Below are 25,793 nucleotides of genomic sequence, written 5' to 3' on the forward strand. Positions count from 1 at the left end.
CCATCTTCGCCATCAGCCGTCGCACCCGTTTGCGACTGACGCAATAGCCCTGATTGCGCAGATGTCGGGCCATCTGGCGGCTGCCGTAGAACGGCGTTTCCATGAACTGCGCGTCGATCAGCTTCATCAGCGCCAGGTTCAGCGGGGTCTCGCTGCTCGCCGGACCATGACCCACGACGACCGGCTGATGCCGATCAGGGCACATTGCCGTTTCACCGGCAAAGACGGGTGGCGAGGTTCGATCATTTCTCGCCTCCGTGTCACGCTCATCGACCGGAGGCTTTCACTAAAAAATCCCGCTCCACCACCAATTGGCCGATCTTGGCGTGCAGCTTTTCGATCTCGCCTTCCTTCTCAGCCGCCTTCGCCCCGGCCTTGCCCGAGAAAATCGCGGCCATGCCCTCGAGCGCCTGACGCTTCCAAGAGTGGATCACCGTCTGATGCACGCCGTGCTTCACCACCAGCTCGGCGATCGTCGCCTCGCCACGAATGGCTTCAAGCGCCACCTTCGCCTTGAAGTCCGCGCTGTAGTTCTTCCGTTTGCCAGCCACGCTGTTCGTCCTCGTCTTCCTTGGCGGCAAGCTTAGCAAACTGTCCGCTGGCTGGGGACCACCTCAGACTGCCCGGTCCGGTCAGCGGCCCCTTCACCATCATCATCACTTGAGGAACGACATGTCTGGCGTGAATACCACCAATCTGATCACTGCGACGCTGCTCGACAGCGTTCTGGGCAATCGGGCCGGGACCACCGTCAAAGCGTCGGTGGCAGATCTGGCGGCACAGCTCGCCGCGTCAGGGGCGATCGCCGATCGGCTCAATGAAATCGACGCCGCGCTGACCGGGGTCCCGATCGTCCTGTTTGTGGCCGGGCAAAGCAACGCCGCGAACAGGACGGCCTATGCGCCGTTTGTGGCGCCGCCGAACCTCTGGATGTGGTCCTATGCAGGCTCCACCCTGAGCAATGCTGCCGCGACGACGACGGTGGGGAACTTCGAAACCGGATCTGCTCTCGCTGGTAAGGCAAACTGGGGCATGATGATCGGGGCGCGGGCCGCGATCGACAATCCGACCCGCCCGGTGTTCGTCGTCAACATTTCCAAGGGCGGGGCGCAGATCGCACAATGGGATGTTGCCGCCGCCGATCCGAACATGTGGACCGCGACGCTGGCGAATATCCCGGCGGCGCTTGCCGAGATCGCCGCGTTGACTGGCCAAACGGTGACCCGCTTCGATGCCGCTTTCTGGTGGCAAGGCGAGTCCGACTTGGACACCAACACCACCTATGCTGCTGCACTTGATGCGCTGATCAATCGGTTTCGGGCGCAAAGCTGGTTCGGCGTCACGACACCGGTCATCTGCTCGGGCCTGTCGCCGTACTGGAACACCGATCTCAGCGTGATGAACAAGAACATTCGTCAGGCTGTGTCGATGGATGCGAGCCGCCGTCGGTTCGTGGCCACCAGTATCCTGCCTCAGGCGCTTTGGGATGCGTCTTCGAACTACATCCACATGTCCGGAGCTGGCTACTGGGAAGCTGCCAAGCTGGCCTGGGACGCTTATGCAAATGGGATCGGCTTTGATGGGGTCGGCGCGAACTGGCAATACGATCCTGAGGATACTGGTGGCTTCGTGTTCGGGCAGGGAAAGCCGCTGGATGGCTATCTGATCCAGTTCGTGAAGGATCAGCCGGGATCGACGATTGTCGCGGCTTACAATCCGAGCACAGACACGGCTGCGCGCGCGAAGTTTCAGGCGCGCGTCGCGGAAAAGCAGGTCACGCTCGAATGCGATCCGACGCTCGGGGCCAGGCTGGTTTCCACCGACGACTACATCGGGCTGATCGCAGCCGGAAAGCCTCTTTTCTTCTGCAATTCCCCGAATGCCGACAACCAGACCTCTGCGACGCTGCTTTTGCAGATCGGCGGCGCCCTCGTCTCCAAGCGCGTCCTTGTCGGCGCCGCGGATTCCGCGGGTACCGAGTTTCGGACACTGCGGGTTCAGAACTGAGACAGGGCCGATGTGCGGCCAGCCCCGAGCAATCGACAGCCCCGCAAGGCTATGCGGTGGGCGCATAGCTCACCGCAGAAGTCTTCCCGGTCGCCGGGATGGTTCAACAGTCGCGGCTTGGCGCCCAGATCACGCGTAAGTACTTGCTTTCGCGCAACTTTGCACTCAACGCTCCCGAATGCCTCCGAAGTGCAAAGTTCAGGCTGCTTCGCGTCCTCTCCAATGCGCCGTAAAATCTGTGCTTTAGGCTGTTTTTCGGCAACGTGAGCCAAGGCGCCTGCGATCACTGTTTGGACGATTATCTGCGCCCTTGTCGCAACTCGTCATGCCGTCGAAGTGCAAAGTTCGAGCGATGCCAGACGCTTCGGCCGCCATCTAACACATTGTAATTGCGCGCGTTATCGCCTGTTACCGGCTATTCCCAGCTGTTCCCGGTTTTTGTCCGATGTACCGGGTGTTTTTGTCGGGTGACAGGGTGGTCTTCTCCTCCTTCATCGAAACCTCCTGTCTGACGAGTGGGAAGACCCAAATCGTCAGCCCAGAAAGGCCTCACACAAAGCGCAACGCTGAATTGGGAGCCGAGCGCCAACCACAGGCGCCAATGCCGCGGAGCGGCTTAGTCCTCCCGCCCTTCACGTCGGGGTGAAGTTACGCCCAGCGCCCGCACAAGGGGTCGGAATGACTTGCACAAGCCTCTCGCCGTGAAATGCATCAGCGGCGGCTGCGGATGACTGCGCCCAGATGGGCCATCTGCGGTTCAGGGCCGGGTGCCTCTGTCAGCGATGCGCCAGATACTCGGCCGCGACATAGCCCGAGACGTTGGGCCGGTCGGTGAGGAAGACCCGGCACCAGACCTTGCCCGCCCGTGTCACACAGGCGCCCCGGGTCAGGCGGGTGCCATCGGGCAGGCCGATGATGATCTTGTGATCAAGGCCCGGGCCGTCGCGCAGTTTCAGAAGATCGTCGGGCCCGGCCCCCTTGACCACGGCGCCGTTCCCGGGCGCACAGCCGGCGGCGATCAGCAGGGCGAAAAGGGCGGCAAAGGGGGGGCGCATGATCTGTCCTGAGCTGTTTTTCCCAGCATAGGACATCCTTGCGCGCGCCGAAAGCCGGACGTCACCGGAACAGCTTCTGCAGCCGGGGGCGCAGCCGCAGGAAGCGGCGATAGGCGGCCTCGAAGGCCGGGGCGAGGGGCGGCCACCCGGCCAGAAGCCCAAGCGGGCGCAGGATCGGAACCGCCCGCCACATTGCGCCAAAGGCTGCCGCCCCCGAAAGCAGGCGGCCATTTTCCTCGGCGTGAAACCGGGCGAGCAGCTCGGCGCGGTCGATCGGGCAGGGGGCGTCGGGGGTGCAAAGATCAACGAAGCGGATCGCCCCGCGCCGGTCGAGCCTGCGCACAAGCGCGATCTCGCGCGCACAAAGCGGACAGCCGCTGTCGAACCAGACCGTCAGAGAAGGTGCCATGCCGGGCCTCGCTTTGTCAGAGGAATCGGCTGAAACATGGGGCGGGTCTTGCGGCGGTCAAGCCTTGCAGGGCCGGACGGACTGGGGGTCGCCCTCAGCCCGCCCGGTTCAGTCGCGGAAGGTGCGGGCCTTTTCGGCGCCTCCTCGCCACGCAAGGCCACATAGGAGAGCCCCGAGCACAGGAAGCCGAAGGGAGGCGTTCGCGTCAGCCTTCCGAAGCCTGTCGCCGCACGAACGGCACCTGCCGCTCCCGCGCTGCCCGCTCCAGCCTTGCCCCGGTCGGCTCGGACATCGGCGTCACGATGAAACCCTGCCTCGGATCGTTGTCCATCCAGGCGGAATCGAACCCGACCACGATGAGCCCGCGCCGCGCCTCCCGTTGCGTCGCTGAAAGACCGACCGCTTCGCCCATCGCCTGCTCCCCCGTGCGATCCCTTGGGACGAGGTAAGCATGCGGCGGGCGGGCGTGCAAGCGGCTGATACCATCGGCTCGGAGGACCGTCCGGTGCGACCCGCCGCCCGCAGGACAGAAAGAGCGATCCCCCGCGAGGGTGCTTGGCCTTGCTTGCCCCCTTTGCCCTTTCTTGTCCTTTCTTGACGAAAGCTTGATCAGTCTTGATATGCCGAAATCGTCGTTTCTCAGGTCTCGAGGGCGCGAAGGACATCGAGGTCGGTGGGGCGGGCCCAAGGCAGATGACGCTCGAGGATCTGTCCGATTTCCAGCATCGCGCCTTGAGCTGCGTGGGCATCGGACCGGACGGTTTCGCGGCGGATTGCGTCGTTCGGCCGTTTGGTCAGCCGAGGCAGTGCCACCACTGTTGATGCGGGCCAACCCAGCGGCAAGACCGCATGAACTGCTTCGTCGTGGCGATATTCTGCCACCAGTTCCGCCGCCGAAACCGTGCCCGGTTCGACATGCGCGAGCCGGTGCAGCAGCCACGCGATCAACCGATATTGCGCCAGCGTACCGGTGGATGACGGCAGCCCGCGCAGCAGGCTTCCCACCGGTGAAAGAAGCGTTTGGGGCTTCCCCTCCGGGCTGAGGGACGCGGTCCACAGGTCATGCGTGATCAGCCCCAACCCGGACAGCACCGCGATTTCCGCGCCGTTTCGGCCGAACCGGATCGGATGATGCGCGGCCAGATCCGCGAGGGGAAACAGGTCGAAACCCGGGCGATCTGGGTGCTGCCAATGCGCAAGAGCGAGGGATCGGGCCGCAGTCCGGCCCGCCCTTCAAGGGGATCCGTTTGCCCGGGCAGAGCAATCTCGATCAGCGCACGGAGGGCGGAAACGCCACCGAGACGGGCCGCCATTCTCGGCGCCGTCGCGCAGGCCGGGTCTCGCACGATCGGATTGGGGAACACCGCCTCTCGGGATTGAGCGGCCGGGCCCGCGGGGCGGAGCAGGCGGCAACGGGTCGCTGTGGGGTCGCGGCGGTCTGCGAGGCCGTTTTCGAGTGAGTCCACGGCTTCCAGCGCGACGAGGCGATCCACAATCTGGCCAGCTTCGTACCGGCTGCACGCGAGCGACTTCGTGATCGCCAACCGACCCGAGCGGGTAAGGGCGTTTTCGGCATCGGTTCCCGCGCCAAGAACGAGGTAGGCAATGAGTTCCGTGGCTGTCATCCCTCGTGCGATCAGTTCATCAATCGTCAGCACGTCGACAGTGAAATAACCGCCCACCTTCGGTTTTACGGCGGGTTTGCGAATGGCTTGGATCGAATTGGGCATGTCTCTCTCCGAGGCAGGAATTTCATGGATTTTCAGAGAGATGCTCTCTTGCGAGTATATCGTGATCCGCAGTCGGTCACGCCGGATTTCGAGGTTTTCCACAATCGCGGCACACCGAGCGCCTGATTTTCTCAAAATGACCTAGGAATCTTCGTCGGTCTGTTTGAGTTTTTCTTCGGGACCTCGGACGATGGGGCAGAAAGCACCGGAGCCCCTCATGGACGACGAACAGAGCGACTTGTTTGCAGATGTTCACCTCGTCGATCGCTGGCGGGCTGTTGCCGGTGTTGGTGACCAGCCCTCGCGATCCGCGACCGACAAAATCGATGGCTAAGACGTCTCAGCGCGCCTGTTTGACGACATCCATGCGCTCGCGAACCTTTGCGCCAATGCCGTCATTCCCGAGAGTTCGTCCGCACCGATTGCTCTGAAAGCGTTCCGGATTTCGCGCTGTCACGCGATGATGCACGGTTGGCTCCTGTGGATGGGCCGATCGGCACGGACCCATCGTTTTTGCGCCTGTCTCGGCACCGCTCAAGGGGCGATGGGGTGAAATGCGCCAAGCCGGAACCCGGAAGAGGCTTCGGATCAACTGCAAATTCCGGGGACCATCTCGCGTGATCATTTTCAGCGCGCCGCAGGCGCAGTTGCGGAGGTGGCGTCCCCGTCCGCGTGGGCCGCCTCCGCGTCCTGATCAAAGCGATAGCACCCTGCGTCACGAAAGCCGTGCAACCCGCTGGGGCGACCGCGTCGGACTTATGCCTCGGCTGTTGCGAATTCGGTCTGCCGGCAAGGTCGGGCGGAAAGCGGCTGCCTTCTTGTCCGTTCGCGCGATCAGGGCCTGGCGCAGTGACAACCTGCTTGCGGGAGGTTCGGCCAGCCTGAATGAAAGGCCCGGCAAATCCGGGGCGCTTCACTCTGACGACCAGGATGCACGTCAAATCAGGTGAAAATCCTGCTGTCCGCAATCGCTGCGGGAGCGGGTTTCATCCCCGATCGGCGCTGTCTTTGGAACGCAGAGCGGGGAAATCCGTGATACTGCTATTGGCGCAATCGAGAGTATCCGACCCCTCCCAACCTGCTGCGCTCCGTGCGGCAGGGTTGGTGTCGCTTTGCCGGTGCCCCTCGATCCTTCGATGACCCCGACCGACAAGGACAGATCATGCAAGTTGCGCAGGCGATTGCCGACGACAGGATCGGCGATCTGAGGAAGACCCCCACCATCGGCATCGATATCGGCTCGCGGCAGGCCAAGGCCGTGCTTCTGGACGATGCCGAGGTGCATACGGTGATCACCGCCTCCGGTGTCGATGCGCAGGACACGGCGGACCGGCTGGTGAAGAAGCTGTTGCGCCAATCGGGCCGTGACCGCGCCGACATCGCCTATGTCGTTGGCACCGGCTATGGCCGGATCGCGCTGGGCTATGACGACATCCCGACGCAGATCGTCACCGAAATTTCCTGTCACGCGATGGGCGCGCATTTCCTCAATGCGGGCACGCGCTCCATCATCGACATCGGCGGGCAGGACAGCAAGGCGATCAAGGTCGATCCCGACACGGGCCGGGTGCGGGAATTCGTGATGAACGACAAATGCGCGGCGGGCACGGGGCGGTTTCTGGAGAAGATTGCCGAACTGCTCGACTATCGGCTCGATGAACTGGGCGACCGGGCGCTCGAGGCCGAGGAGAGGGCAACGATTTCCAGCCAATGCGTGGTGTTTGCCGAATCCGAGGTGATTTCGCTGAAGGTGCGCGGCACCCGGCGCGAGGATATCGCGGCGGGCATCCACTACGCCTCGGCGCGGCGTGTGCGCAATCTGGTGAACCGCATCGGCCTTGATCCCGAGATCGTCTTCACTGGCGGTGTCTCGAACAACAAGGGGATGAAACGGGCGCTTGAGGATCTGATCGGCGCGCCGATCAGCGAAACGAAACTCGATACCACCTATGCAGGTGCCTTGGGCGCGGCGGTGATCGCGCAGCAGTATTACGATGGCGCCTTGGTGCAGTGAGGGACGAGCGATGAGATTTCAAGACGTTATCGACCCGATGCTGAGTGCCGAGCTGGCCGGGGCGACGGTGCTGGGCATCGACATCGGCTCGCGCGGGGGAAAGGCGGTGCTTCTGCACGAGGGCCATATCCATACCGCGCAGGTGGCGACCGGTGTTTTCATGCAGGACACGGCGAACGAGTTGCTGGAAGACATCCTGATGGCGTCCGAGATCGACTTTGCGGAGATCGACCATATCGTCGCCACTGGCTATGGCCGGATCGCGCTCGAATTTTCGGGCATCGCCACCGATGTGGTGACCGAAATTTCCTGTCACGCGATGGGCGCGCATTTCCTCAACGCCGCCACTCGGACAATCATCGACATCGGCGGGCAGGACAGCAAGGCCATTCAGGTTGATCCGGACACCGGCAAGGTGATCAAGTTCCTGATGAACGACAAATGCGCCGCCGGAACCGGGCGGTTTCTGGAAAAAGCCTCGGCGCTCTTGGGGTTTTCGATCACCGAGGTCGGGCCTGCGTCGCTGCGGGCCGAGACGGTGCCCAATGTCTCGAGCCAATGCACGGTCTTTGCGGAATCCGAGGTGATTTCGCTGCGTGCGCGCGGCGTGCCGCCCGAGGACATCGCGGCGGGGCTGCATTTCGCCTCGGCGCGGCGGGTGCGCAATCTGGTCTCCAAGGTGCCGCTCGAGGCCGATCTGGTGTTCACCGGAGGCGTGTCGAACAATGTGGGCATGAAACATGCGCTGGAAACGCTGATCGGCTTTCCGATCACCGTTCCGAAGCTCGACATGGTCTACGCAGGCGCGCTGGGCGCGGCGATCTATGCGCAAAAGCACCATGTCGAGGCGAAGCGGGCCTTGCGCAAGGCCGAAGCGCAGAAAGCCTATGATTTCGAGGGCTTGTCGCGCCTTCTTCAGGCAGCGGAAGATCATTTCGTGGCCAGCGACGACGCAAAAAAGGTGGGGTATCTGTGCAACTATACCCCGCTTGAGCTGCTCAACGCTTCAGGCGCGGCGCATCTGCGGCTTTTCAAATGCGGTGGCACCGAAGAGGTTTCGCGCGGCGAGCAGATCACCAAATCGGTGTTTTGCGATTTCACCAAGAGCGTGCTCGGCCATTTTGCCACCAAGCATCCGGTGAACGAGGCGATCGACAAGGTTTTCACCTTTTACACCTGCGATTCCATGCGGGCGACCTCGCAGGCGATCGACAATTTCTACAAATCCTCGCGCGGGTTCATCGTGCCCCGCAACGCTGACAGTGCCGCCTCGCGGGCGTTCTTCCGGCAGGAAATTCTGGCGTTCCGCGATGAACTCGAGACGCTGACGGGGCGCGAAATCCACGACGAGGACCTTCAAGCCCAGATCCGGCTCTACAACCGCGTGCGGGCGCTGATCCGGCAGATTTCGGAGTTGCGCAAGCGCGATAGTCCGGCGCTTTCGGGGCGCGATTTCCTTGAAGCCGTGCGGGCCTTTTTCTATCTCGAACCCGAGGCGCTGGTGCCGCTTTACGAGGATATGCACCGCCAGCTTGCGACGGCGGCCAGTTCCGGCACGCGACCGCTGCGGCTGATGATGTGCGGTGGCGTGGTGGCGGATGGCGACCGGCGCATCCTCGATCTGGTCGAAGACGACATCGGCGCGCGGATCGTGGTCGAAGATCACTGCACCGGCCTTGGCCCCTTTCTGCACCAGACCCGCGAAGGCGACGACCCCTGGGCGGCGCTGGCCGATGCCTATCTCGACCAGACGCCCTGCGCGCGGCAATTCCCGCTTGAACGGCGGATCGAGGCCGCGCTGGCCTTGGCGCGGGACTATCGCGTTGATGCCGTGCTTTACACCTATCTCAAGTTCTGCCCCTGCTACGGGCTGACCAAGAACCTGTTCCTCAAACGCTTTCAGGAGGCGGGGATCCCCGTCCTCGAACTCGGCAGCGATTATTCCGCGGGCGATCTGGGCCAGATCAAGACCCGGCTCGAAGCCTTTGTCGAGGTTCTGGCCGAGAGGGCCGAGGCGTGACCTTCCCCTGTCCCACATTCCCCGCAGACCGCGATGACGCTTGAAACGATTGACACCCGGGACGACGGCGCGTCGCTCGCCGATCTGGCGCGCGCGGGCGGCACGACCCCCGCCCGGACCGGCGAGGCGCTTGAAAGCCAGCTTGCCTATTTGCGCGAAACCCGCGCCGATCATGGCTATTCCCCGGCCGTGAACCGGTTCTTTGACCTTGTGCTGAGCTATATCGACGATGCCGAGGCGGGCCACCGCGCGGGCACCGCCAAGGCGGCGTGGATGTGTGGCGGCCTTTGGTCGCCGCTTTACTATGCCTGCGACACGATCCCGATCTCGATCAACGAGGTCGGGCGGCTCGGCTCTGCCGACGCGATGAACGTGGCCGAGGATTACTTTCAGCTGCCCAAGGAATCCTGCTCGATGGTGGGGGCGGTTCTTGGCGAATATTTCCTGCGCCGCGAGCGCACGGTGCCGCGTCTTGCCACCTACAACATGATGTGCGAGCCGCTCAACATCGCCTGGGAGCTTTTGCGTGCCGAAGGGGTGGATGTGTTCCGCGTCGAGGGCGCGAACCGACCCAACACCCAGGATGATCCGAGGCGGCTTGAACAGATCGAGAGCTTCATTCGCGATGAGCTGCGTGCGCTCTCCGTCTGGCTTCGCGGCAGCCCCGCCGACGAGACGCGGCTTGGCGATGAAATCAAGCGCTACAATCGCATCCTCGCCAAGGTTCGCCGCATCTTGCATCTGCGCACCGACAATCCGCTTTACATCCGCTCGCTTGCCACCATGTATCTGCTCATCGGCACCGGGCATTACTTCGGCAAGCCAGAGGCTTACGAAGAGGTGGTCGATGAGTTGCTTGCCGAGCTTGAGCGTCCCGGCAATCTGCGGCCCTATCCGAAAAATCTGGTGCGGCTGGTCTGGTCGGGCGGGCGCGGGCAGGAATTCGGCGTCTACAAGACGATCGACGACTCGGGCGGGGCGGTGACGGCTTGGCATACCCCCGACGAATGGACGCGCGGCTACCGCGAGGATCTGCCGCCTTGGCAGTCTTACGCCGATTACCTGATCACCGGGCGCACGATGATCGGCACGCCGGTGCGCCATCTGGCGCGGATCGAAGAGACCATCGCGCCCTTCAAAGCGCAGGGGATCCTGTTTTACGGCTATGTCGGCTGCTCTTTCGCGGGGATTCACCGAGAGATTCAGGCCACGCATTTTCAGAAGAAGGGCATCCCCACCATCGCGCTGGAAGGCTCGTTTCAGGTCGGTCCGCCCTCGGGGCAACTGCTCACCCGGATCCGGGCCTTCGTCGAAATGCTCAGCCGCTGAGCCCTCCGTGCGGTCAGATACCGCCACGGAACATCCTGCAATCGGGGGTGCAGGGGGCGTCTTGCCCGGGGCATCGGCAAGGTGAAGCCGAACGAGGCAGGGTGCCAAGGTCTCCGACGGATGCTGAAAACAGAGGTCCTCTTGGCTGCCGCGCGATGGCAAAGATCATTTCCGCCCGGGAGAAGATCTTGCTGCGCGGCCCGATGGCTGCCGGGGACAAGGCTTTCGGGGCCTGACCGCCCTGCATCACAAAGAACGTCCCTTCGCCGTTGCGGGCTGACACTGTGTGCGTTGTCCGACATCGGCAGCCTGCGCCGCGGATAGGTGCAGAGGGGGCTGTCGTGCGGCATCTGGCCGGCTATTGCCGCAGCGCCCCCGGGATCATCGAAGACCATCTGGCCACCTCGATGGCGTCAGAGGCAGCAACAGTGTCGATGACCCTTTGCCCAAGGCCCTGCCGATTGCGGGCCTGAGTCGACTCATTTGGTCGTGATTCGAGACCTTGGTCCCCAACGCGCGGGGAAAAAACTGCTGCGCGCGCAGCATGGCGCAGAAGCGTGCTTTCTGTGAAACGGCGAAAAATAGAAAAATACAATAAAAACAATGGCTAATATTGACGTTGCTGCGGCGATGGACTTGGTTTGGGGCATGAAACAGGCAAAAGCCTCACCGGAGTTCCCCAAGATGAGCACCTTGCAAACCTTCCGAAATGCCGCCCGAACACTTGCCGCTGCGGCGGCTGTGGCGGCTGCGGTTCTGCCCACCTTCGCCTCGGCTGGCCCGACGCTCGACCGCATCAAGGAGCGCGGCGTGATCAAGGTCGGCGTCGGCACCACGCCCGGCTTCTTCGCCCCCGACAGCGCGGGCAAATGGCAGGGCTTCTTCATCGACTATGGCCGGGCGCTGTCGATTGCCGTCTTTGGCAGCCCCGACAAGGTGGAATTCACCTCCTCCTCGCCGCAACAACGCCTGCCCGCGCTGCAGGCGGGGGAATTCGACGTGCTGCTGTCGGGCGTCACGGTCACCATCACCCGCGCCTTCAAGCTGGGCTTCCACTTCGGCCCGACGATCTTCTATGACGGTCAGGCGATCCTCGCGCGCAAGGATCTGGGGGTGAAGAGCGCCTCGGAACTCGACGGCGCCACCATCGGCGTGCAATCGGGCACGACGGGCGAGCTGAACATCGCCGATTTCTTCCGCAAGACCGGCAAGGCCTTCAGCCCGGTGACGATCGAGGACACGTCGGAGTTCCTCGCCGCGCTCGAAAGCGGCCGGGTCGATGCGATCACGCAAGACAGCTCCGACCTTGTGGGCAAGCTGCAACAGCTGAAGAAACCCGATGACTATGTGCTCTTGCCCGAGCGGCTGTCGAAAGAGCCGCTGGCTCCGGCCATCGTCGCGGGCGACGACCGCTGGCTCGAGATCGTCAACTGGACGGTCTATGCGACGATCCAGGCCGAAGAATGGGGCATCACCTCAAAGAACGTCGACACGTTCCTGACCTCGCAGGATCCGGCGATCCAGCGCTTCCTCGGCGTCGATCCGTCGCTGGCGCAGGATATCGGGCTCGATCCGAAATGGGCCTACAATATCATCAAGACGGTCGGCAACTACGGCGAGATCTACGAGCGCAACCTTGCGCCGCTGGGCTGGGAGCGTGGCTACAACCAGCTCTGGACCAAGGGCGGTCTGCTTTATGCGCCGCCGTTCCGGTAAGACAGCCGTGACCTTCCTCCCTGAAAACGTCACGGATCGGGCAGTCCGCCCGCAGCAGCGCGGCCCCTGGGCCGCGCTCGTTGCGTGGTGGGGTCCACGGCCCTTCGCGCAGATCGCCGTCCTTCTCGGGCTTGCGGCGCTGCTTTTGTGGTTTGGCCACAATGCCGCCGCAGCCCTGCACCGGGCGGGCATTTCGCCCGGGTTCGCCTTCCTCGGCCGCACCGCGAACTTTCAGATCGGCGAGGCGCCGATCGCGTTTCAGGCGGGCGACACCTACCTGCGCGCGATTGCGGTGGGGCTTTTGAACACGCTGAAGGCCGCGCTGGCAGGCTGCCTGTCCGCCACGATTTTGGGTGTCGCGCTCGGCGTTCTCAGCCTGACGCGCAGCCGCTTCGTGAGGGCGCTGGTGCGCAGCTATATCGAGGTGATCCGCAACACGCCGCTGCTCTTGCAACTCTTCTTCTGGATCGCGCTCGCCCATGCTTTGCCCGGCCCGCGGCAGGCGCCCGCGGCGCTGGGGGTGGTGCTGTCGAACCGGGGTATTTTCGTCCCCGCGCTCACCGCCCCGGAGGGCTGGGCCTTGCCACTGGCGGGCGTAGGGTTGGCGCTGATCTCGGCCATCCTGGGCAACCGGATTCTGGCGCGCAGCATCGGGCGCGGCTCGGCGCTTGTCTGGATCCTCGCGGTGCTGGCGGCGGGTTCGGTGGCGATCTCCAGCGGCGTCACGCTCGATCTCCCGCATCTGCAGGGGTTCAACATTCGCGGCGGGGCGTCGCTCTCGCCCGAATTCGCGGCGCTCGTCTTCGGGCTCACGATCAAATTCGCCGCCTCGATCGCCGAGATCGTCCGGGCCGGTATTCTTTCGGTGCCGCAGGGCCAGCGCGAGGCCGCCCGCGCGTTGGGGCTGAACGAGGCGCAGATCCTGCGCCTTGTCGTGCTGCCACAGGCGCTGCGGGTGATCGTGCCGCTGATCACCTCGAATTTCCTCGATCTGGCGAAGGATTCGAGCCTTGCGGTGGCGATCGGCTTTCCCGATCTGGTCTCGATCCTCAACACCACCGCCAACACCACCGGGCAGGCGATCGAGGCGGTGTTCATCATGACGGTGACCTTCCTGGCGATCAACCTGTCGGTGGCGGCGCTGATGAACCGCTATAACACCCGCGTTGCGCTGCGCGGGCAGGGCAGGGGGGCGGGCCGATGATCGGGTTCAAGTTCCGGTCCGGGGACGGTTTGCGCGCCGATCTGCGCGGTCTTGCGCTCTCGCTCGCAGCTGTGGTGCTGTGCCTTCTGGTGCTGCGGGAGTTGGCGGATTGGCTGCTGGTGCAGGCGACCTTCGCGGGCGACATGGCCACCTGCCGCGCTGCCGAGGGCGCGTGCTGGCCGTTTCTGGTGGCGAAGCTGCGCTTCATCCTGTTTGCCTTCTACCCCACCGATCAGCTTTGGCGGCCAATTGCGGTCATCGTCGGACTGCTCTCCCTGATGGGCGTTTCGGCGCTGCCGCGGTTCTGGGGCAAGGGGCTGCTGGCGGGCTGGGGCTTCGGGCTTGCGGCGGCTTGGGGGCTGATGTCGGGCGGCGTCGGGCTTGTGCCCGTCTCGGTCAACGACTGGGGCGGGCTGCCGGTGACGCTGCTCCTCTGGGCCTCCTGCATGGGCTTTGCCTTTCCGGCGGCGATCCTGCTCGCGCTCGCGCGGCAATCGCGGATGGGCGGGCTGCGCGTGCTCTCGGTCCTTTACATCGAGGTGATGCGGGCCACGCCGATGGTGGCGATCCTCTACTTCGCCATGCTGATCCTGCCGCTTGGACTGCCCGAGGGGGTGATCTTCGACAAGATCACCCGCGCCGCGATCATGACCGCGCTTTTCTTCACCGCCTATCTGGCCGAGGTGGTGCGGGGCGGCTTGCAGACCATTCCGCCCGGTCAGGCCGAGGCGGCGGCGGCGCTTGGGATTGGCTACTGGCGCATGGTGCAGCTGGTGATCCTGCCGCAGGCGCTGCAAAAGGTGATCCCGGGGCTCGTCAATCTGGCGATCGGCTTTCTGCTGGCCACCTCGCTTCTGGCGGTGATCGGGGTCTTTGACCTTTTGAACGCCGCCAAGGCCGCGACCACCGATCCGCTTTGGCTCGGCTTTCACGATGAGGCCTATCTCTTTGTTGCGGCGATCTATTTCGCGCTTTGCTTTGGCGGATCGCGCTACAGCCTCTGGCTGGAACGGCGTCTGGCCCGCGGCTGAGGGCGAGATGCGAAGCGGGCCACGGGTTGCGTCTTCCCCGTGGCCCGCTTTTTTGCTTTCGTGCCGTCCTTACCCGCGCACGGCGGCGAAGGATTGTTCCAGATCCCAGATCAGATCGTCCAGATCCTCGGTGCCGACCGAGAGCCGGATCTGCTCGGGCTTGACGCCCGCCAGCCGCTGTTCGGCTTCGGTCAGCTGCCCATGCGTGACCGTCGCCGGATGCACGATCAGCGATTTCGAATCCCCGACATTGGCCAGGAAGGAGAAAAGCTTCGTCGCCTCGATGAAGCGTTTCGCCTGTTCAAACCCGCCTTTGACGCCGAAGGTCAGGATCGAGCCGGCGCCCTTGGGCAGGTATTTCTGCGCCAACGCGTGATGCGGGCTGCTTTTCAGCCCCGGATAATTCACCCAGGCCACCTGCGGATGCGCTTCGAGAAATTCGGCAATCGCCTGCGCGTTCTTCACCTGCCGCTCGAGCCGGAACGACAGCGTTTCAAGCCCTTGCAGGAACAGGAAGGCGTTGAACGGGCTCAGCGCGGCACCGAAATCGCGCAGGTAATGCAGCCGCGCCTTGATGATATAGGCGATGTTGCCCGCACCCGGATAATTCCCCCATTTTTCCCAATGCACGAAGCCGCCATAGGCCGGATCGGGGGTGGTGAAATCGGGAAAATTGCCGTTGGCCCAGTTGAAGTTGCCGCCATCGACGATCAGCCCGCCGATCGAGGTGCCATGCCCGCCGATGAATTTCGTCGCCGAATGCACCGTGACATTGGCGCCATGATCGAAGGGGCGAAAGAGGAACGGCGTGCCGAAGGTGTTGTCGATGATCAGGGGCAGCCCATGCGCCTCGGCGATCCGCGCCACCGCCTCGAAATCGATCACGTTGATGTCGGGGTTGCCGATCGTCTCGACGAAGATCAGCTTCGTTTTCGGCGTGATCGCGCGGGCGAAATTTTCCGGGTCGGTGGGGTCGACGAGCGTCGTCTTGAGGCCGTGCTTGGGCAGGGTGTTGACGAACAGGTTGAAGGTGCCGCCGTAAAGCGTTTTCGCCGCCACGATCTCGTCGCCCGCATGGGTGATGTTGAGGATCGCAGTGGCCGTTGCCGCCGAGCCCGAGGCGACGGAGAGCGCCCCCGAGCCGCCTTCGAGCGCGGCGATGCGGTTTTCCAGCACTTCGTTCGTCGGGTTGGTGATGCGCGAATAGTCGAAGCCGAATTCCTCGACCGAGGAGATCGCCTTGGCGGCGGCGAAATCCTTGAACACGAAAGAGGTCGTTTGATAGATCGGCACGGCGCGGGCGCCGGTGGCGGGATCGGGGCTTTGGCCTGCGTGCAGCTGCTGCGTGGCAAAGCCATAGGTGCGGTCGGTCATGATCGGATCCTGTCAGGCGAAATAGGCTTCGGGCTGGATGCGGAACGGGTCGAGTTCCTCGTCCACGTCGATCTGCAGCGCGCTGTTGAAGACGTTGTTGACGATCATCAGCGCGCCGAAGGTGGTCAGCTCGACGATCTGGGTCGGGTTGAACTCGGCCGAGAGCCGCTCGAAGAGCGCATCCGAGACCCGGTTCGGGTCCTTGGCGATCTGCGTGCCGTAATCCCAGATCACCTGCTGGCGTTCGTCCAGCGTCAGCTGCTCGGGGTTTTCGCCCCAGCCCGCGATGGCGCGGCGCATGAAGGTGGTGCAAAGTTCGCAGGCATTGGCGCGCGAGATGGCAAAGCAGAACAGGATCGCCTCGCGCTGGCCCAGCCAGGGCTTGACCGCATCGAACAGCGAATACCATTCGAGCACGGCCTTCAGCGCCACGGGCGAGCGCAGAAGCGTGGCCTTCATGTTGGTCAGGGCATGGGACTTGGTGATTTCATCATGATAGGCGCGGATTTCGGGGGTGGCGGTGGCCAGATTGACCTTGGTGACGCGGGTCATGGATTTTTCCTTTGTGTGTTGGCGGAAAGGACGGGGGGAAGGACGGCGTGGATGGCGCCGGTGACGATATCGGCGATGGCCTCTAGCTCCGCGTCGGGCGTGGTCAGTGGCGGCGCAAGGCAGATCACGTCGGTGAGCACCCGGGTGGAGAGGCCGCGGGCGAACAGCTCGCGGCGCAGGCGCGGGGCCAGATCGGTCTCGGGTCCGAAGCGGCGTTTCGTGGTCCGGTCGGCGACCAGTTCGATGCCGAACAGCAGGCCAAGGCCGCGGATGTCGCCAACGTTCGGATGATCGGCCAGCCCGGCGTGCAACCGGCCAAGCAGATGCTTGCCCTTTCGCGCCGCACGCTCGGCCAACCCCTCCGCCTCAAGGATGCGGATGGTTTCCAGCGCCACCGCACAGGCAACCGGATGGGCCGAGGCGGTGAAGCCGTGCCACCAGCGTTTGGCGGGCGGTGCGGCATCAAGCGCCGCCTTGATCCGGCCGCTGACGCCGATCCCGCCCAGCGGAATGTAGCCCGAGGTGATGCCCTTGGCGAATTGCACGATGTCGGGGCGCACCCCCCAGTGCGCGACCGCAAACCAATGTCCGGTGCGGCCAAAGCCGGTGATCACCTCGTCGGCGATGAAAAGCACATCGTAGCGGTCGCAGATTTCGCGGATGCGGGGGAAATAATCGTCCTGCGGTACGATCACCCCGCCGCCACCGCCCTGCACCGGTTCCGCGATAAAGGCGGCCACGGTCTCCGGCCCCTCGCGCAGGATCGCCTGTTCCAGCAGGTCGGCGGCCTCCTGCCCGGTGCCCTCGAAGCGGTAGGGATAGGGCGAGGGGATGTGCAGGATATCGGGCGCGGGCGGGCCGAAGCCTTGCGAAAACTCGGTCACCCCGGTGACGCTCGCCGCCACCCCGGTCGAGCCGTGATAGGAATAGTCGCGCGAGATGATCTTGGTCTTGCGCGGCTGCCCCACCGATTGCCAGAACCAGCGCGCCGTGCGCACCGAGGTTTCCGTGGCCTCGCTGCCCGAGGTGGTGAAGAAGAACGCCTCGATGCCTTCAGGGGCGATTTCGGAGAGTTTCTCGGCCAAGGCCACGCCCGGGCCGTGGCTGGCCCCGGCATAGGTATTGGCGAAGGCGAGTTGTTGCAGCTGCGTGGTCGCTGCCGCGATCAGTTCCGGGCGGGCATGCCCGAGGTGAACGTTCCACATGCCCGAGAGGCCGTCGATCAGCCGCCGCCCCTCGGCATCAATCAGGAAGGCGCCTTCCCCACGAGACCAAAGCACCGGGGCGGCATGGTCGACGGGGTGGTGCTGCGGATGGATGAGATGGGCGCGGTCAGCCTCGTGCCAGCCTGGCGGAGCCTCCGCCGCGGCGGAAGGATTGAGAAAGGGATGGGTCATGCTGGATCACTCCGCCGGAACGGCTTGGGTGGCGGTTTCGAGATCGTCCTCGATCCGCCGCAGCACCTGCGGGTTCGACCAGCGCAGCCAGAGGAAATGCACGACGCCGAGGCCCAGAAGCCCAAGGAAGGCATAGGGCAGCAGGTTGAAGGGCGCGGGCGGCACCGGGTAAAGCAGCCCGATCAGCGGCAGCGACAGCAAGCCAACCGAGGCGACGGAAATCGCGACGTGGTGCGGGCGCAACTCGCCGCGCCGTGCCAGAAACACCGGTGCGCCGATCGCGACAAGGATATAGGCCGCAAGGAAGCCGAGCGTGGCGATGGTGCCAAGCCAGGCGAAGATGTCGAGCAACCCATTGCCCGCGAGCGTCAGCGGCAGGGACAGCGCCGCCACGACGAGCGCCGAGATCGCCACCGCGACATGGGGCGTTTCATGCACCTCATGCGCATCGCCCGCCCGGCCGTGAATGATCCCGTGCCGCGAGAGCAGATAGATCACGCGCGCCCCCGCATTGATCGAGGCCAGCGCCGAGGCGAAGAAGCTTGCCGAAACACCCGCTGCGATCACCGGACCCAGCACGCCCAAGCCAAGCCGCGCGGCGAGCGCCGACAGCGGCGCATCGATGCCGCCAAGCCCGGTCACCTCGCCCTGAAACGCCGCGACCAGCACATAGGCCGAGACGGTGAAGAACAGCCCGGTTGCGAGAACCGTCGTGATCACCGAGCGCGGGATCACCCGCAGCGGATCTTTCGCCTCGTGGCCAAGAACAGTGGCGCTTTCAAACCCCACGAAAGAGAAAAAGGCGAGCACGAGGCCAAGGCGCAGGTTTTCGCTCGCCACGCCCTGCAGCGTCAGTTGCGCTTGGTCGGCGCCCGCCGCGCCTTGCCAAAGGGCGACGCCCAGAACGATCAGCACCGCGCCCACGGTGATCGCCTCGAGCGTCAGCGACAGCCGGGTCGACAGCCGGATCGAGCGCCAGGCGATGGCAAAGGCCAGCCCGATGGCCAACGCCGACAGCAGCACCGCGGGCAGGTGGTTATCAAAGGCGCCAAAGGCCAGATGCAGCACTTCAAGCGCATAGCTCACCGAGCCTGCGACCACGGCCCCGGCGGTGAAAAGATAGGCGATGACGAGCGACCAGCCCGCCACCGTGCCCCAGAACGGCCCGAGACCTTGCCCCGCAAAGGCGTAAAGCGCGCCGGGCGAGGCGGAGCGGCTGGAAAAGGCGGTGATGGTGACCGAAAGCACCAGAAGGGCCAGTGTGGCAAAGAGATAGGCAAGCCAGGTGCCGTTGCCCGCGGTGGCGAAAACGCCAAGGATCACGAAGGCCGGGGTGCCCGAAGGCGCGATGGTGCCGACGGCCTGCGCGACAACGTCGAGAAAGGAGAGATGGTCACGCTTCAGCGCGCCCGAAGAGCGTTCGAGAGAGGTCATGGGTCCTGTCCATGCTGGGAATGTCGATGGGAAGGCGGGTGTTGCGGCGACAGCCTCAGGCTGCCGCCCATCTACACGGGTCCGCCGCGCCCTTGACCGAGGCAAGGATGATCGCAAACCCGGCAAAACCGGTGACCTCCTTCCAGGGCTGGGGCACAAACGACATTTCGGCCTCTTTCGGCGCTTGGGATGACTTTTCGGATGCTGCATCCTCGCCCGTAAATCACGACTCATTCAATGGATAATACTCAGCCTTTCGCGGGGCTCGCGCAGAAGGAATGCAGTGCGCAGCCCGCGCCGGGCGCAAGTTTTCTTCCCTGCGACGAGTCGGCTGGGTGTTGCAGAGCTTACGGATCAGGGGGGCGTGGCGGGTGCCTCCGCGGCCGGGCGCGGAAAAACTTTCTCTCTGTGGCGCCGGGTTTGGAAGCGGGCGTTCGTTTTGCCCGCTGTCTTCGCTGGGGCTGTTTTCTTGACCGGGTCTTGGGTGGGTGCGATAAAAAATCAAATGAAATCATATATGTGAGCTGACCTATGTCGACCTTGAAACTGACCCGCCGCCGTCTTGGCGCCTCTGTGACCGCTGCGGTGCTGGCCGCGATTCTGGCGCTGCCCGCGCAGGCGGAAGAGTTGAAGAAGGTGCGCTTTGCCTATCTCCTGTCGGATACGTTGCTCTCGGTCTTCCGGGCGAAGGATCAGGGCTATTTCGCCGCCGCGGGGCTGGATGTCGATCTGATCCCGGTGCAGGGCGGCCCGGCGGTGATCGCGGCGCTGGCCTCGGGCGAGGCCGATATCGGCTATGCCGCCCCGGTGCCGCCGCTCAATGCCCGCGCGCAGGGGGTGCCGGTGAAGCTGTTCCTGACGCTCGGCCACGAGGCTGACCCGGATCGCAAATATGTCTGGCTTGTCGCCTCGAAAGCCTCGGGGGTGAGTTCGCTTGCCGATGTGAAGGGCAAGAAGATCGCGATCAACGGCAATGGCACCGGCTGCGAACTCGCGTGGCGCGACCATCTGGCGGCGGCGGGCCTGTCCTACGACGATGCAGAGGTTGTGGTGCTGCCCTTCCCGCAGCAGGAAGCGGCGCTCGAGCAAGGCACGATCGACGTGGGCTGCGCGATCCAGCCCTTCTACGCCTCGATTTCGGCCAACCCCGAGATTGGTGCCAAGGTGATCGCGCGCGGCCTTCTGGCCGATGAAAAGGAGCCGGTGATTTCCGACAGCGTGATCGGCACCGACGCCTGGCTTTCCGAAAACGAGGACACTGCCAAGGCCTTCGCCCATGCGGTGGTGAAGGCGCGCGACGAGTTGCTGGCGAACCGGGCGCTGGTCGAAGAGGCGGCGGTGACATATCTCGACCTGACACCGGAACTGGCGAAAACGCTCGATTATTCCGTGCTCAAGCCCGAGGTGGATGTGAAACCGGGCGAGGTGCAGCGCATTCTTGATGCCTTGGTCAAGGCGGGGATCCTCAAGACGCCGCTCAAGGCCGCGGATGTTTCAATCGATCTGAAGCTTTGAGCCGATGACGGCTTTGCTTGAGGCCGGGGGGCTGGCCAAGGTCTTCCCCGGCCGCCCCGATCCGGTCGAAATTCTGCGCGACATCTCATTTGCGGTCGCGCCCGAGGAATTCGTCTCCATCGTCGGCCCCTCGGGCTGCGGCAAGACCACGCTTCTGATGTGTCTGGCGGGATTGCTGCCGCCGTCTTCGGGCTGGGTGCGATTTCGCGGCCAGCCCGTCACCGACCCGCCGCGCGGGGTTTCGGTGGTGTTTCAGGATTATTCCCGCTCGCTTTTGCCGTGGAAGTCGGCGCGCGAGAATGTGACGCTTGGCATGCGCCGGCTCGGCCTTGGTCGGGCCGCGGCGCGTGATCGGGCCGAGGCGCTGCTGGCCGAAGTGGGGCTGGCCGGGTTCGAGGGCCATTTTCCCTGGCAGCTTTCGGGCGGCATGCAGCAGCGCGTGGCCATCGCGCGGGCGCTGGCGGCGGAAAGCGCGCTTCTCTTGCTCGATGAACCGCTGGCCGCCGTCGATGCGCAGACCCGCGCCGATCTGCAGGATCTGCTGCGTGGGCTGGCGCGCAAGTTCCGGCAAGCCTGCCTTCTGGTCACGCATGATGTCGACGAGGCGGTTTACATGGCCGACCGGGTGCTGGTGCTCAGCCGCCGCCCGACCCGGATCCTGCGCGAAGTGCCGCTGGCGCTGGGCGCCGAGCGCGACCAGATCGACACCCGCGAGCGACCCGATTATCTGGCGGCGCGGCACGAGATCCTGACGCTGATCCGCGCCGCCCGACCCGAGGGGGCAGGGGCATGACCGCGCTCCTGCGCCCGGTTCTGGCGCTTGGCTTGCTGGCCGCGCTCTGGCAGGCGGTGGTCTGGGCCGCTGTCGTGCCCGAACGCTATTTCCCGCCGATCGCCACCGTGGTGCAGGCGGGAATGTCGATGATTGCCCGGGGCCAGATGCAGCAGGCGCTGTTCGACACCGGATCGCGGGCGATCCTCGGCGCCATTGCGGTCAATCTGATCGGCATCGGGCTCGGGCTTGCGGCCACGGGGGCCCCGAGCCTGCGCCGCATCCTTGATACGGTGGCGGCGATCTTGCAGCCGGTGCCGCCTGCCGCCGTCGTGCCGATGGCGGTTTTCGCGCTGGGCCTTGGCTGGAAGCTTTACGCCTTCGTCGTGGTGCTGGTGACGATCTGGCCGCCCTATCTCGCCACGGTCTCGGCGCTGGCCGCGACGAACCCGGTGCTGCTCTCGGTGGGGCGGATGGCGGGCTTCGGCCCGGTTGCGATGCTCTGGCACATCCGCTTGCCCGCCGCGATGCCCGAGATCCTGGCGGGGGTGCGCTATGCCACCACGATCGCGCTGATTGCGGTGATCGTCTCCGAGATGATCACCGGCCGCGACGGCATCGGATTTTTGTTGTTTCAAAAGGCCTTCGCCATCCGCATCCCCGAGGTGTTCGCACTGATGTTCGCGGTCGGGCTGCTGGGTAGCGCGATGGGGCTGGCTGTCAGCGCGGTCTACCGCGGTTTCGCGGGCTGGCATCTGGCGCAGCGGGGCAGGGCGGCATGAAGCGTCTTTTCCTCCATCCCGCCGCCGTGCTTCTTGCCGCGCTTCTGGCATGGCAGATCGTGGCCCTGGTCAAGACCACGCCGCTGTTCCCTGGCCCGCTCGATGTGGCGGGGGCGCTTTGGGACGATGGCCCGCGGCTGATCCGCGAAATCGGCCACACCCTGCGCCGCGCTGTTGCGGGCTTTGCGCTGGCCGCGCTGACGATGATCCCGCTTGGGCTTGCGATGGGGCGCATCCGCGCGCTGGGCTTCGTGGGCGAGCCGTTGGTCGCCATGCTCGCCACCCTGCCGCCGCCCGCCACTGTGCCGGTGGTGATGCTCTTTGCGGGCACCGGCGATCTGGCGAAGATCCTTGTCATCGCCTATGCCGCCGCGATTCCGCTGGTGATCAATGCCGCCGAGGCCGCGCGCAACCTGCATCCGATGCTCGGCCTCGTCGGGCGCTCGCTCGGGCTGACGCGGCTCGAAACCCTGCGGCTCATCGCGCTGCCCTCGGCGCTGCCGATGCTGGCGGTGGCGGCAAGGATGGCGGCTTCGGCGGCGCTTCTGGTGTCGATCACCTCGGAAATGCTGCTCTCGACCAATGGCATCGGCAACTACCTGCAGCGCGAGCAGGAAAACTTTCGCCTTGATGCGGGCCTTGCCGGGATCGTGCTGATCTCGGTCGTCGGCCTGATCCTGAACCGGCTCATCGCCGCGTCCGAACGGCGCTGGCTGGGCTGGCATTACCAATCCCGAACCGCGGAGACACAGGCATGAGCCCGACGCAGAACGTCCTTTTCATCATGTGCGATCAGTTGCGCTTCGATTACCTGTCCTGCGCCGGGCATCCGACGCTGCGCACCCCCAATATCGACGCGCTGGCCGCGCGCGGCGTGCGCTTTGACCGCGCCTATGCGCAGTCACCCATCTGCGGGCCGTCGCGGATGAGCACCTATACCGGGCGTTACATGCGCTCGCATGGTTCGACGCAGAACGGCGTGCCGCTGCGGGTGGGCGAGCCGACGCTGGGCGATCATCTGGCCGAGATCGGCGTGCGCAACGTGCTGGTGGGCAAGACGCATATGGTGGCCGACCGCGCGGGGCTGGCGCGGCTGGGCATCGACCCGGCGTCAGAGATCGGCGTGCGGGCCGCGCAATGCGGTTTCGAGCCCTACGAGCGCGACGACGGGCTGCACCCCGATGGCGGCTATGATCCCGCGCCCGCCTATGACGCTTACCTGCGGGCGCAGGGCTTTGAGGCCGAGAACCCTTGGGAATACTGGGCGAATTCCGCCGAAGGTGCGCAGGGCGAAACCCTGAACGGCTGGCTTCTGGTGCATGGCGACAAGCCCGCCCGTGTACCCGCCGAGCATTCCGAAACCGCCTATACCACTTCGCGCGCGATCGAGTTCATCGAGGGCGCGGCGGCGGCGGGCGAGCCCTGGTGCCTGCATCTTTCCTTCATCAAACCGCATTGGCCCTATATCGCGCCCGCGCCCTATCATGCGCTTTACGGACCCGCCGACGTGAAACCCGCAGTCCGCTCCGACGCCGAGCGGGCCGAGACCGCGCATCCGATCTTCCGCGCCTTTCAGCAGGAACGCTACGCGCAAAGCTTCGCGCGCGAGGAGGTGCGGCAGCGGGTGATCCCGGCCTATATGGGTCTTATTGCGCAGATCGACGACGAGCTGGGGCGGCTGATGCGGTTTCTGGACGACAAGGGCCTGCGCGACAGCACGCTGATCGTGTTCACCGCCGATCACGGCGATTATCTGGGTGATCACTGGCTGGGCGAAAAGCAGCTTTTCCATGACGTGTCGGCGAAAGTGCCGCTGATCGTGGTCGATCCCGCGCCCGCGGCCGATGCGACGCGCGGCACGGTCAGCCGCGATCTGGTCGAGCTGATCGACCTTGCGCCCACCTTCCTTGACTGGTTCGGGGCCGCGCCGAAGCCGCATGTGCTTGAAGGTCATTCGCTCTTGCCCCTCACCCGCGCCAGTGCTGCGGGGCCGTTGCGCGCCCATGCGGTCAGCGAATACGATTATGCGGTGGATGGCGTGCGCCGTCGCCTTGGCACGCAGGTGCGCGATTGCCGGTTGGTGATGATCACCGATGGCCGCTTCAAGCTCATTACTGCGCCGGGGTTCCGGCCGATCCTGTTCGATCTGGACACCGACCCGGGCGAGTTGACCGATCTCGGCGCCGATCCCGCGCAGGCCGAGACGATCGCCCGGCTGACGGCGGCGCTTCTTGATTGGTATCGGGGCGCCGCAAACCGCATCACCGTCAGCGACGGCTGGTTCAGCGATGGCGACGCGGCCGCCGAGGTCTATGACCTGCTGCTCGATCCGGGGATTTTGATCGGCTATTGGGACGAGGCGGAACTGGACGCCGAAATCCACAAGCGGGCTGCGTGGCGGGCCGCGCCGCAAAAGGGATAAAGTGGTCTCGCAAACCTCTGGAAACGTGAGGTTTGTTCCCCTTCCTGCGGGAAGAAGAAAATGGACCTGACGGGTCAATCTTGACATCCTTTGTCGTGTATCTGGCGCCCGCGCTTGTCCCGAAAGGATCGTCATGACCCGCAACACTCCGCTGCCGCAACCGACGGCTTTGACCGAAGCTCTGGCCGCGCGCTATGGCGCCGGGCTGGTGCCGAACCCGCCCGAGGATCTGCCCGCTGCTGCGGCACAGATCTTGCATCAGATCCTGTCGCACCGAACCTGGCGGTCCTTTCGCCCCGATCCGCTGCCCGCGGGGGCGGTGGAGCTGGCGATTGCCGCGGCACAATCGGCCGCAACCTCGTCGAACCTGCAATCCTGGAGCGTGATTGCCGTGCGCGATGCCACCCTGAAGGCGCGGCTGAACGCGATCGCGGGGGATCAGCCGCATGTCGCGCAAGCTCCGGTGCTGCTGGTGTTTCTGGCCGATCTGAACCGCCCGCGCCGGGTGACCGAGGCGGCGGGCGGCAAGGCGGAGGCGCTCGAGTATCTCGAAAGCCTTGTGGTCGGCATCGTCGATGCGGCGCTGGCCGCACAGAACGCCGTGCTCGCCTTCGAGGCGCAGGGGATTGGCTCCTCCTATATCGGCAGTCTGCGCAATGATGCCCATCAGGTCGCCGAACTGCTCGGTCTGCCGCCCGAGGTGGCGCCGGTGTTCGGCCTTGCCGTCGGGCTGCCCGATGACGCGCGTCCCGCGCAGGTGAAGCCGCGGTTGCCGCAAGCGGCGGTGTTCTTTTCCGAGCGCTACGATCCCGCGGCGGCACTTGCGCCGGTTGCAGAATATGACACCACGTTGCGCGCGTTTCAGTCCCGTGTCGGTCAACTTGAAGTGGGCTGGAGCCGGACCGTGGCTGAACGCCTGCGCGGCCCGGAAGCCCTGCGCGGACGCGAAAACCTGCGCGATTTCCTCCGAAATCTGGGCTTTCGCTTGAAATGACCGGCGAGGCCCGCCCGATCCCGACCAAAGAAGGAC

22 protein-coding genes and 1 pseudogene are annotated in these 25,793 nt (G+C 64.7%); 13 read left to right on the top strand and 10 right to left on the bottom strand.

All coding sequences use genetic code 11. The features are described 5' to 3' along the window. Positions 1-551 (bottom strand): annotated as a pseudogene (locus C8J30_RS18980) (IS3 family transposase); the annotation flags it as partial. Positions 552-672: 121 nt separating this feature from the next. On the opposite strand from C8J30_RS18980, the gene C8J30_RS00015 reads away from it, so the two are divergent. Continuing rightward, positions 673-2,007 carry a sialate O-acetylesterase gene (locus tag C8J30_RS00015; RefSeq protein ID WP_110803693.1) on the top strand — a complete coding sequence of 445 codons (1,335 nt, stop codon included), beginning with the start codon at positions 673-675 and terminating at the stop codon, positions 2,005-2,007. A 776-nt stretch (positions 2,008-2,783) separates the two neighbouring features. Here the strand turns inward: C8J30_RS00015 and C8J30_RS00020 are convergent. The 5 genes from C8J30_RS00020 to C8J30_RS00040 all read right to left on the bottom strand — a co-directional run bounded on the left by C8J30_RS00020 (position 2,784) and on the right by C8J30_RS00040 (position 5,201). Continuing rightward, complete coding sequence (locus tag C8J30_RS00020) at positions 2,784-3,062, bottom strand: SH3 domain-containing protein (RefSeq protein WP_110804250.1); 279 nt, start codon at positions 3,060-3,062, stop codon at positions 2,784-2,786. Positions 3,063-3,123: 61 nt separating this feature from the next. After that, positions 3,124-3,471 carry a thiol-disulfide oxidoreductase DCC family protein gene (locus C8J30_RS00025; RefSeq protein ID WP_110803694.1) on the bottom strand — a complete coding sequence of 116 codons (348 nt, stop codon included), beginning with the start codon at positions 3,469-3,471 and terminating at the stop codon, positions 3,124-3,126. A 205-nt stretch (positions 3,472-3,676) separates the two neighbouring features. Continuing rightward, positions 3,677-3,883: a hypothetical protein gene (locus C8J30_RS00030; RefSeq protein WP_110803695.1), complete on the bottom strand. Its 207-nt coding sequence runs from the start codon at positions 3,881-3,883 to the stop codon at positions 3,677-3,679. Positions 3,884-4,110: 227 nt separating this feature from the next. After that, complete coding sequence (locus C8J30_RS00035) at positions 4,111-4,551, bottom strand: hypothetical protein (RefSeq protein WP_110803696.1); 441 nt, start codon at positions 4,549-4,551, stop codon at positions 4,111-4,113. Then, positions 4,542-5,201, bottom strand: a complete 660-nt coding sequence (locus tag C8J30_RS00040; protein ID WP_110803697.1) for a hypothetical protein — start codon at positions 5,199-5,201, stop codon at positions 4,542-4,544. Before C8J30_RS00040 ends, C8J30_RS00035 begins: the two co-directional genes overlap by 10 nt. A 1,162-nt stretch (positions 5,202-6,363) precedes the next feature. Here C8J30_RS00040 and C8J30_RS00045 point away from each other — a divergent pair. The 6 genes from C8J30_RS00045 to C8J30_RS00070 all read left to right on the top strand — a co-directional run bounded on the left by C8J30_RS00045 (position 6,364) and on the right by C8J30_RS00070 (position 14,515). Continuing rightward, positions 6,364-7,215 (top strand): acyl-CoA dehydratase activase, encoded by an 852-nt coding sequence (locus C8J30_RS00045; protein WP_110803698.1) that lies wholly within the window; start codon positions 6,364-6,366, stop codon positions 7,213-7,215. Between the two features lie 10 nt (positions 7,216-7,225). Further along, entirely contained in the window at positions 7,226-9,235 is a 2,010-nt protein-coding gene (locus tag C8J30_RS00050) for a 2-hydroxyacyl-CoA dehydratase (protein ID WP_110803699.1), read from the top strand. 33 nt (positions 9,236-9,268) lie between these two features. After that, on the top strand, positions 9,269-10,564 hold the full coding sequence (locus C8J30_RS00055) for a 2-hydroxyacyl-CoA dehydratase family protein (RefSeq protein ID WP_110803700.1): 1,296 nt from the start codon (positions 9,269-9,271) through the stop codon (positions 10,562-10,564). Positions 10,565-11,248: 684 nt separating this feature from the next. Continuing rightward, positions 11,249-12,280, top strand: a complete 1,032-nt coding sequence (locus C8J30_RS00060) for an amino acid ABC transporter substrate-binding protein (protein WP_110804251.1) — start codon at positions 11,249-11,251, stop codon at positions 12,278-12,280. 7 nt (positions 12,281-12,287) lie between these two features. Continuing rightward, a complete protein-coding gene (locus tag C8J30_RS00065; protein WP_220033677.1) occupies positions 12,288-13,484 on the top strand; it encodes an amino acid ABC transporter permease in 1,197 nt (398 codons plus the stop codon). Further along, the gene (locus tag C8J30_RS00070) at positions 13,481-14,515 is read left to right on the top strand and encodes an amino acid ABC transporter permease (protein ID WP_110803702.1); all 1,035 of its coding nucleotides are present in this window, start codon (positions 13,481-13,483) and stop codon (positions 14,513-14,515) included. Before C8J30_RS00065 ends, C8J30_RS00070 begins: the two co-directional genes overlap by 4 nt. Positions 14,516-14,584: 69 nt before the next feature. Here the strand turns inward: C8J30_RS00070 and C8J30_RS00075 are convergent, their stop codons facing one another. Genes C8J30_RS00075 through C8J30_RS00090 form a run of 4 tightly spaced genes read right to left on the bottom strand, consistent with a single transcriptional unit; the run spans position 14,585 to position 19,272 of the window. Continuing rightward, a complete protein-coding gene (locus tag C8J30_RS00075; RefSeq protein ID WP_110803703.1) occupies positions 14,585-15,889 on the bottom strand; it encodes an O-acetylhomoserine aminocarboxypropyltransferase/cysteine synthase family protein in 1,305 nt (434 codons plus the stop codon). A gap of 12 nt (positions 15,890-15,901) precedes the next feature. Beyond that, the gene (locus C8J30_RS00080) at positions 15,902-16,441 is read right to left on the bottom strand and encodes a carboxymuconolactone decarboxylase family protein (RefSeq protein ID WP_110803704.1); all 540 of its coding nucleotides are present in this window, start codon (positions 16,439-16,441) and stop codon (positions 15,902-15,904) included. Continuing rightward, positions 16,438-17,838: an aminotransferase family protein gene (locus C8J30_RS00085; RefSeq protein WP_110803705.1), complete on the bottom strand. Its 1,401-nt coding sequence runs from the start codon at positions 17,836-17,838 to the stop codon at positions 16,438-16,440. Before C8J30_RS00085 ends, C8J30_RS00080 begins: the two co-directional genes overlap by 4 nt. Positions 17,839-17,844: 6 nt before the next feature. Then, entirely contained in the window at positions 17,845-19,272 is a 1,428-nt protein-coding gene (locus C8J30_RS00090; RefSeq protein WP_181420717.1) for an APC family permease, read from the bottom strand. 540 nt (positions 19,273-19,812) lie between these two features. On the opposite strand from C8J30_RS00090, the gene C8J30_RS00095 reads away from it, so the two are divergent. The 6 genes from C8J30_RS00095 to C8J30_RS00120 all read left to right on the top strand — a co-directional run bounded on the left by C8J30_RS00095 (position 19,813) and on the right by C8J30_RS00120 (position 25,757). Beyond that, positions 19,813-20,787, top strand: a complete 975-nt coding sequence (locus C8J30_RS00095) for an ABC transporter substrate-binding protein (protein WP_220033678.1) — start codon at positions 19,813-19,815, stop codon at positions 20,785-20,787. 4 nt (positions 20,788-20,791) lie between these two features. Further along, positions 20,792-21,580: an ABC transporter ATP-binding protein gene (locus C8J30_RS00100; RefSeq protein ID WP_110803708.1), complete on the top strand. Its 789-nt coding sequence runs from the start codon at positions 20,792-20,794 to the stop codon at positions 21,578-21,580. Beyond that, on the top strand, positions 21,577-22,341 hold the full coding sequence (locus C8J30_RS00105; protein ID WP_110803709.1) for an ABC transporter permease: 765 nt from the start codon (positions 21,577-21,579) through the stop codon (positions 22,339-22,341). Before C8J30_RS00100 ends, C8J30_RS00105 begins: the two co-directional genes overlap by 4 nt. Further along, positions 22,338-23,099, top strand: a complete 762-nt coding sequence (locus C8J30_RS00110; RefSeq protein WP_110803710.1) for an ABC transporter permease — start codon at positions 22,338-22,340, stop codon at positions 23,097-23,099. The genes C8J30_RS00105 and C8J30_RS00110 overlap by 4 nt, the downstream gene beginning before the upstream one ends. Further along, positions 23,096-24,763 (top strand): alkaline phosphatase family protein, encoded by a 1,668-nt coding sequence (locus tag C8J30_RS00115; RefSeq protein ID WP_110803711.1) that lies wholly within the window; start codon positions 23,096-23,098, stop codon positions 24,761-24,763. The genes C8J30_RS00110 and C8J30_RS00115 overlap by 4 nt, the downstream gene beginning before the upstream one ends. 133 nt (positions 24,764-24,896) lie before the next feature. Next, entirely contained in the window at positions 24,897-25,757 is an 861-nt protein-coding gene (locus tag C8J30_RS00120) for a nitroreductase family protein (protein ID WP_110803712.1), read from the top strand. Positions 25,758-25,793 lie beyond the last annotated feature (36 nt).

The organism is Rhodobacter viridis (genome assembly GCF_003217355.1).
Classification (GTDB): domain Bacteria; phylum Pseudomonadota; class Alphaproteobacteria; order Rhodobacterales; family Rhodobacteraceae; genus Rhodobacter; species Rhodobacter viridis.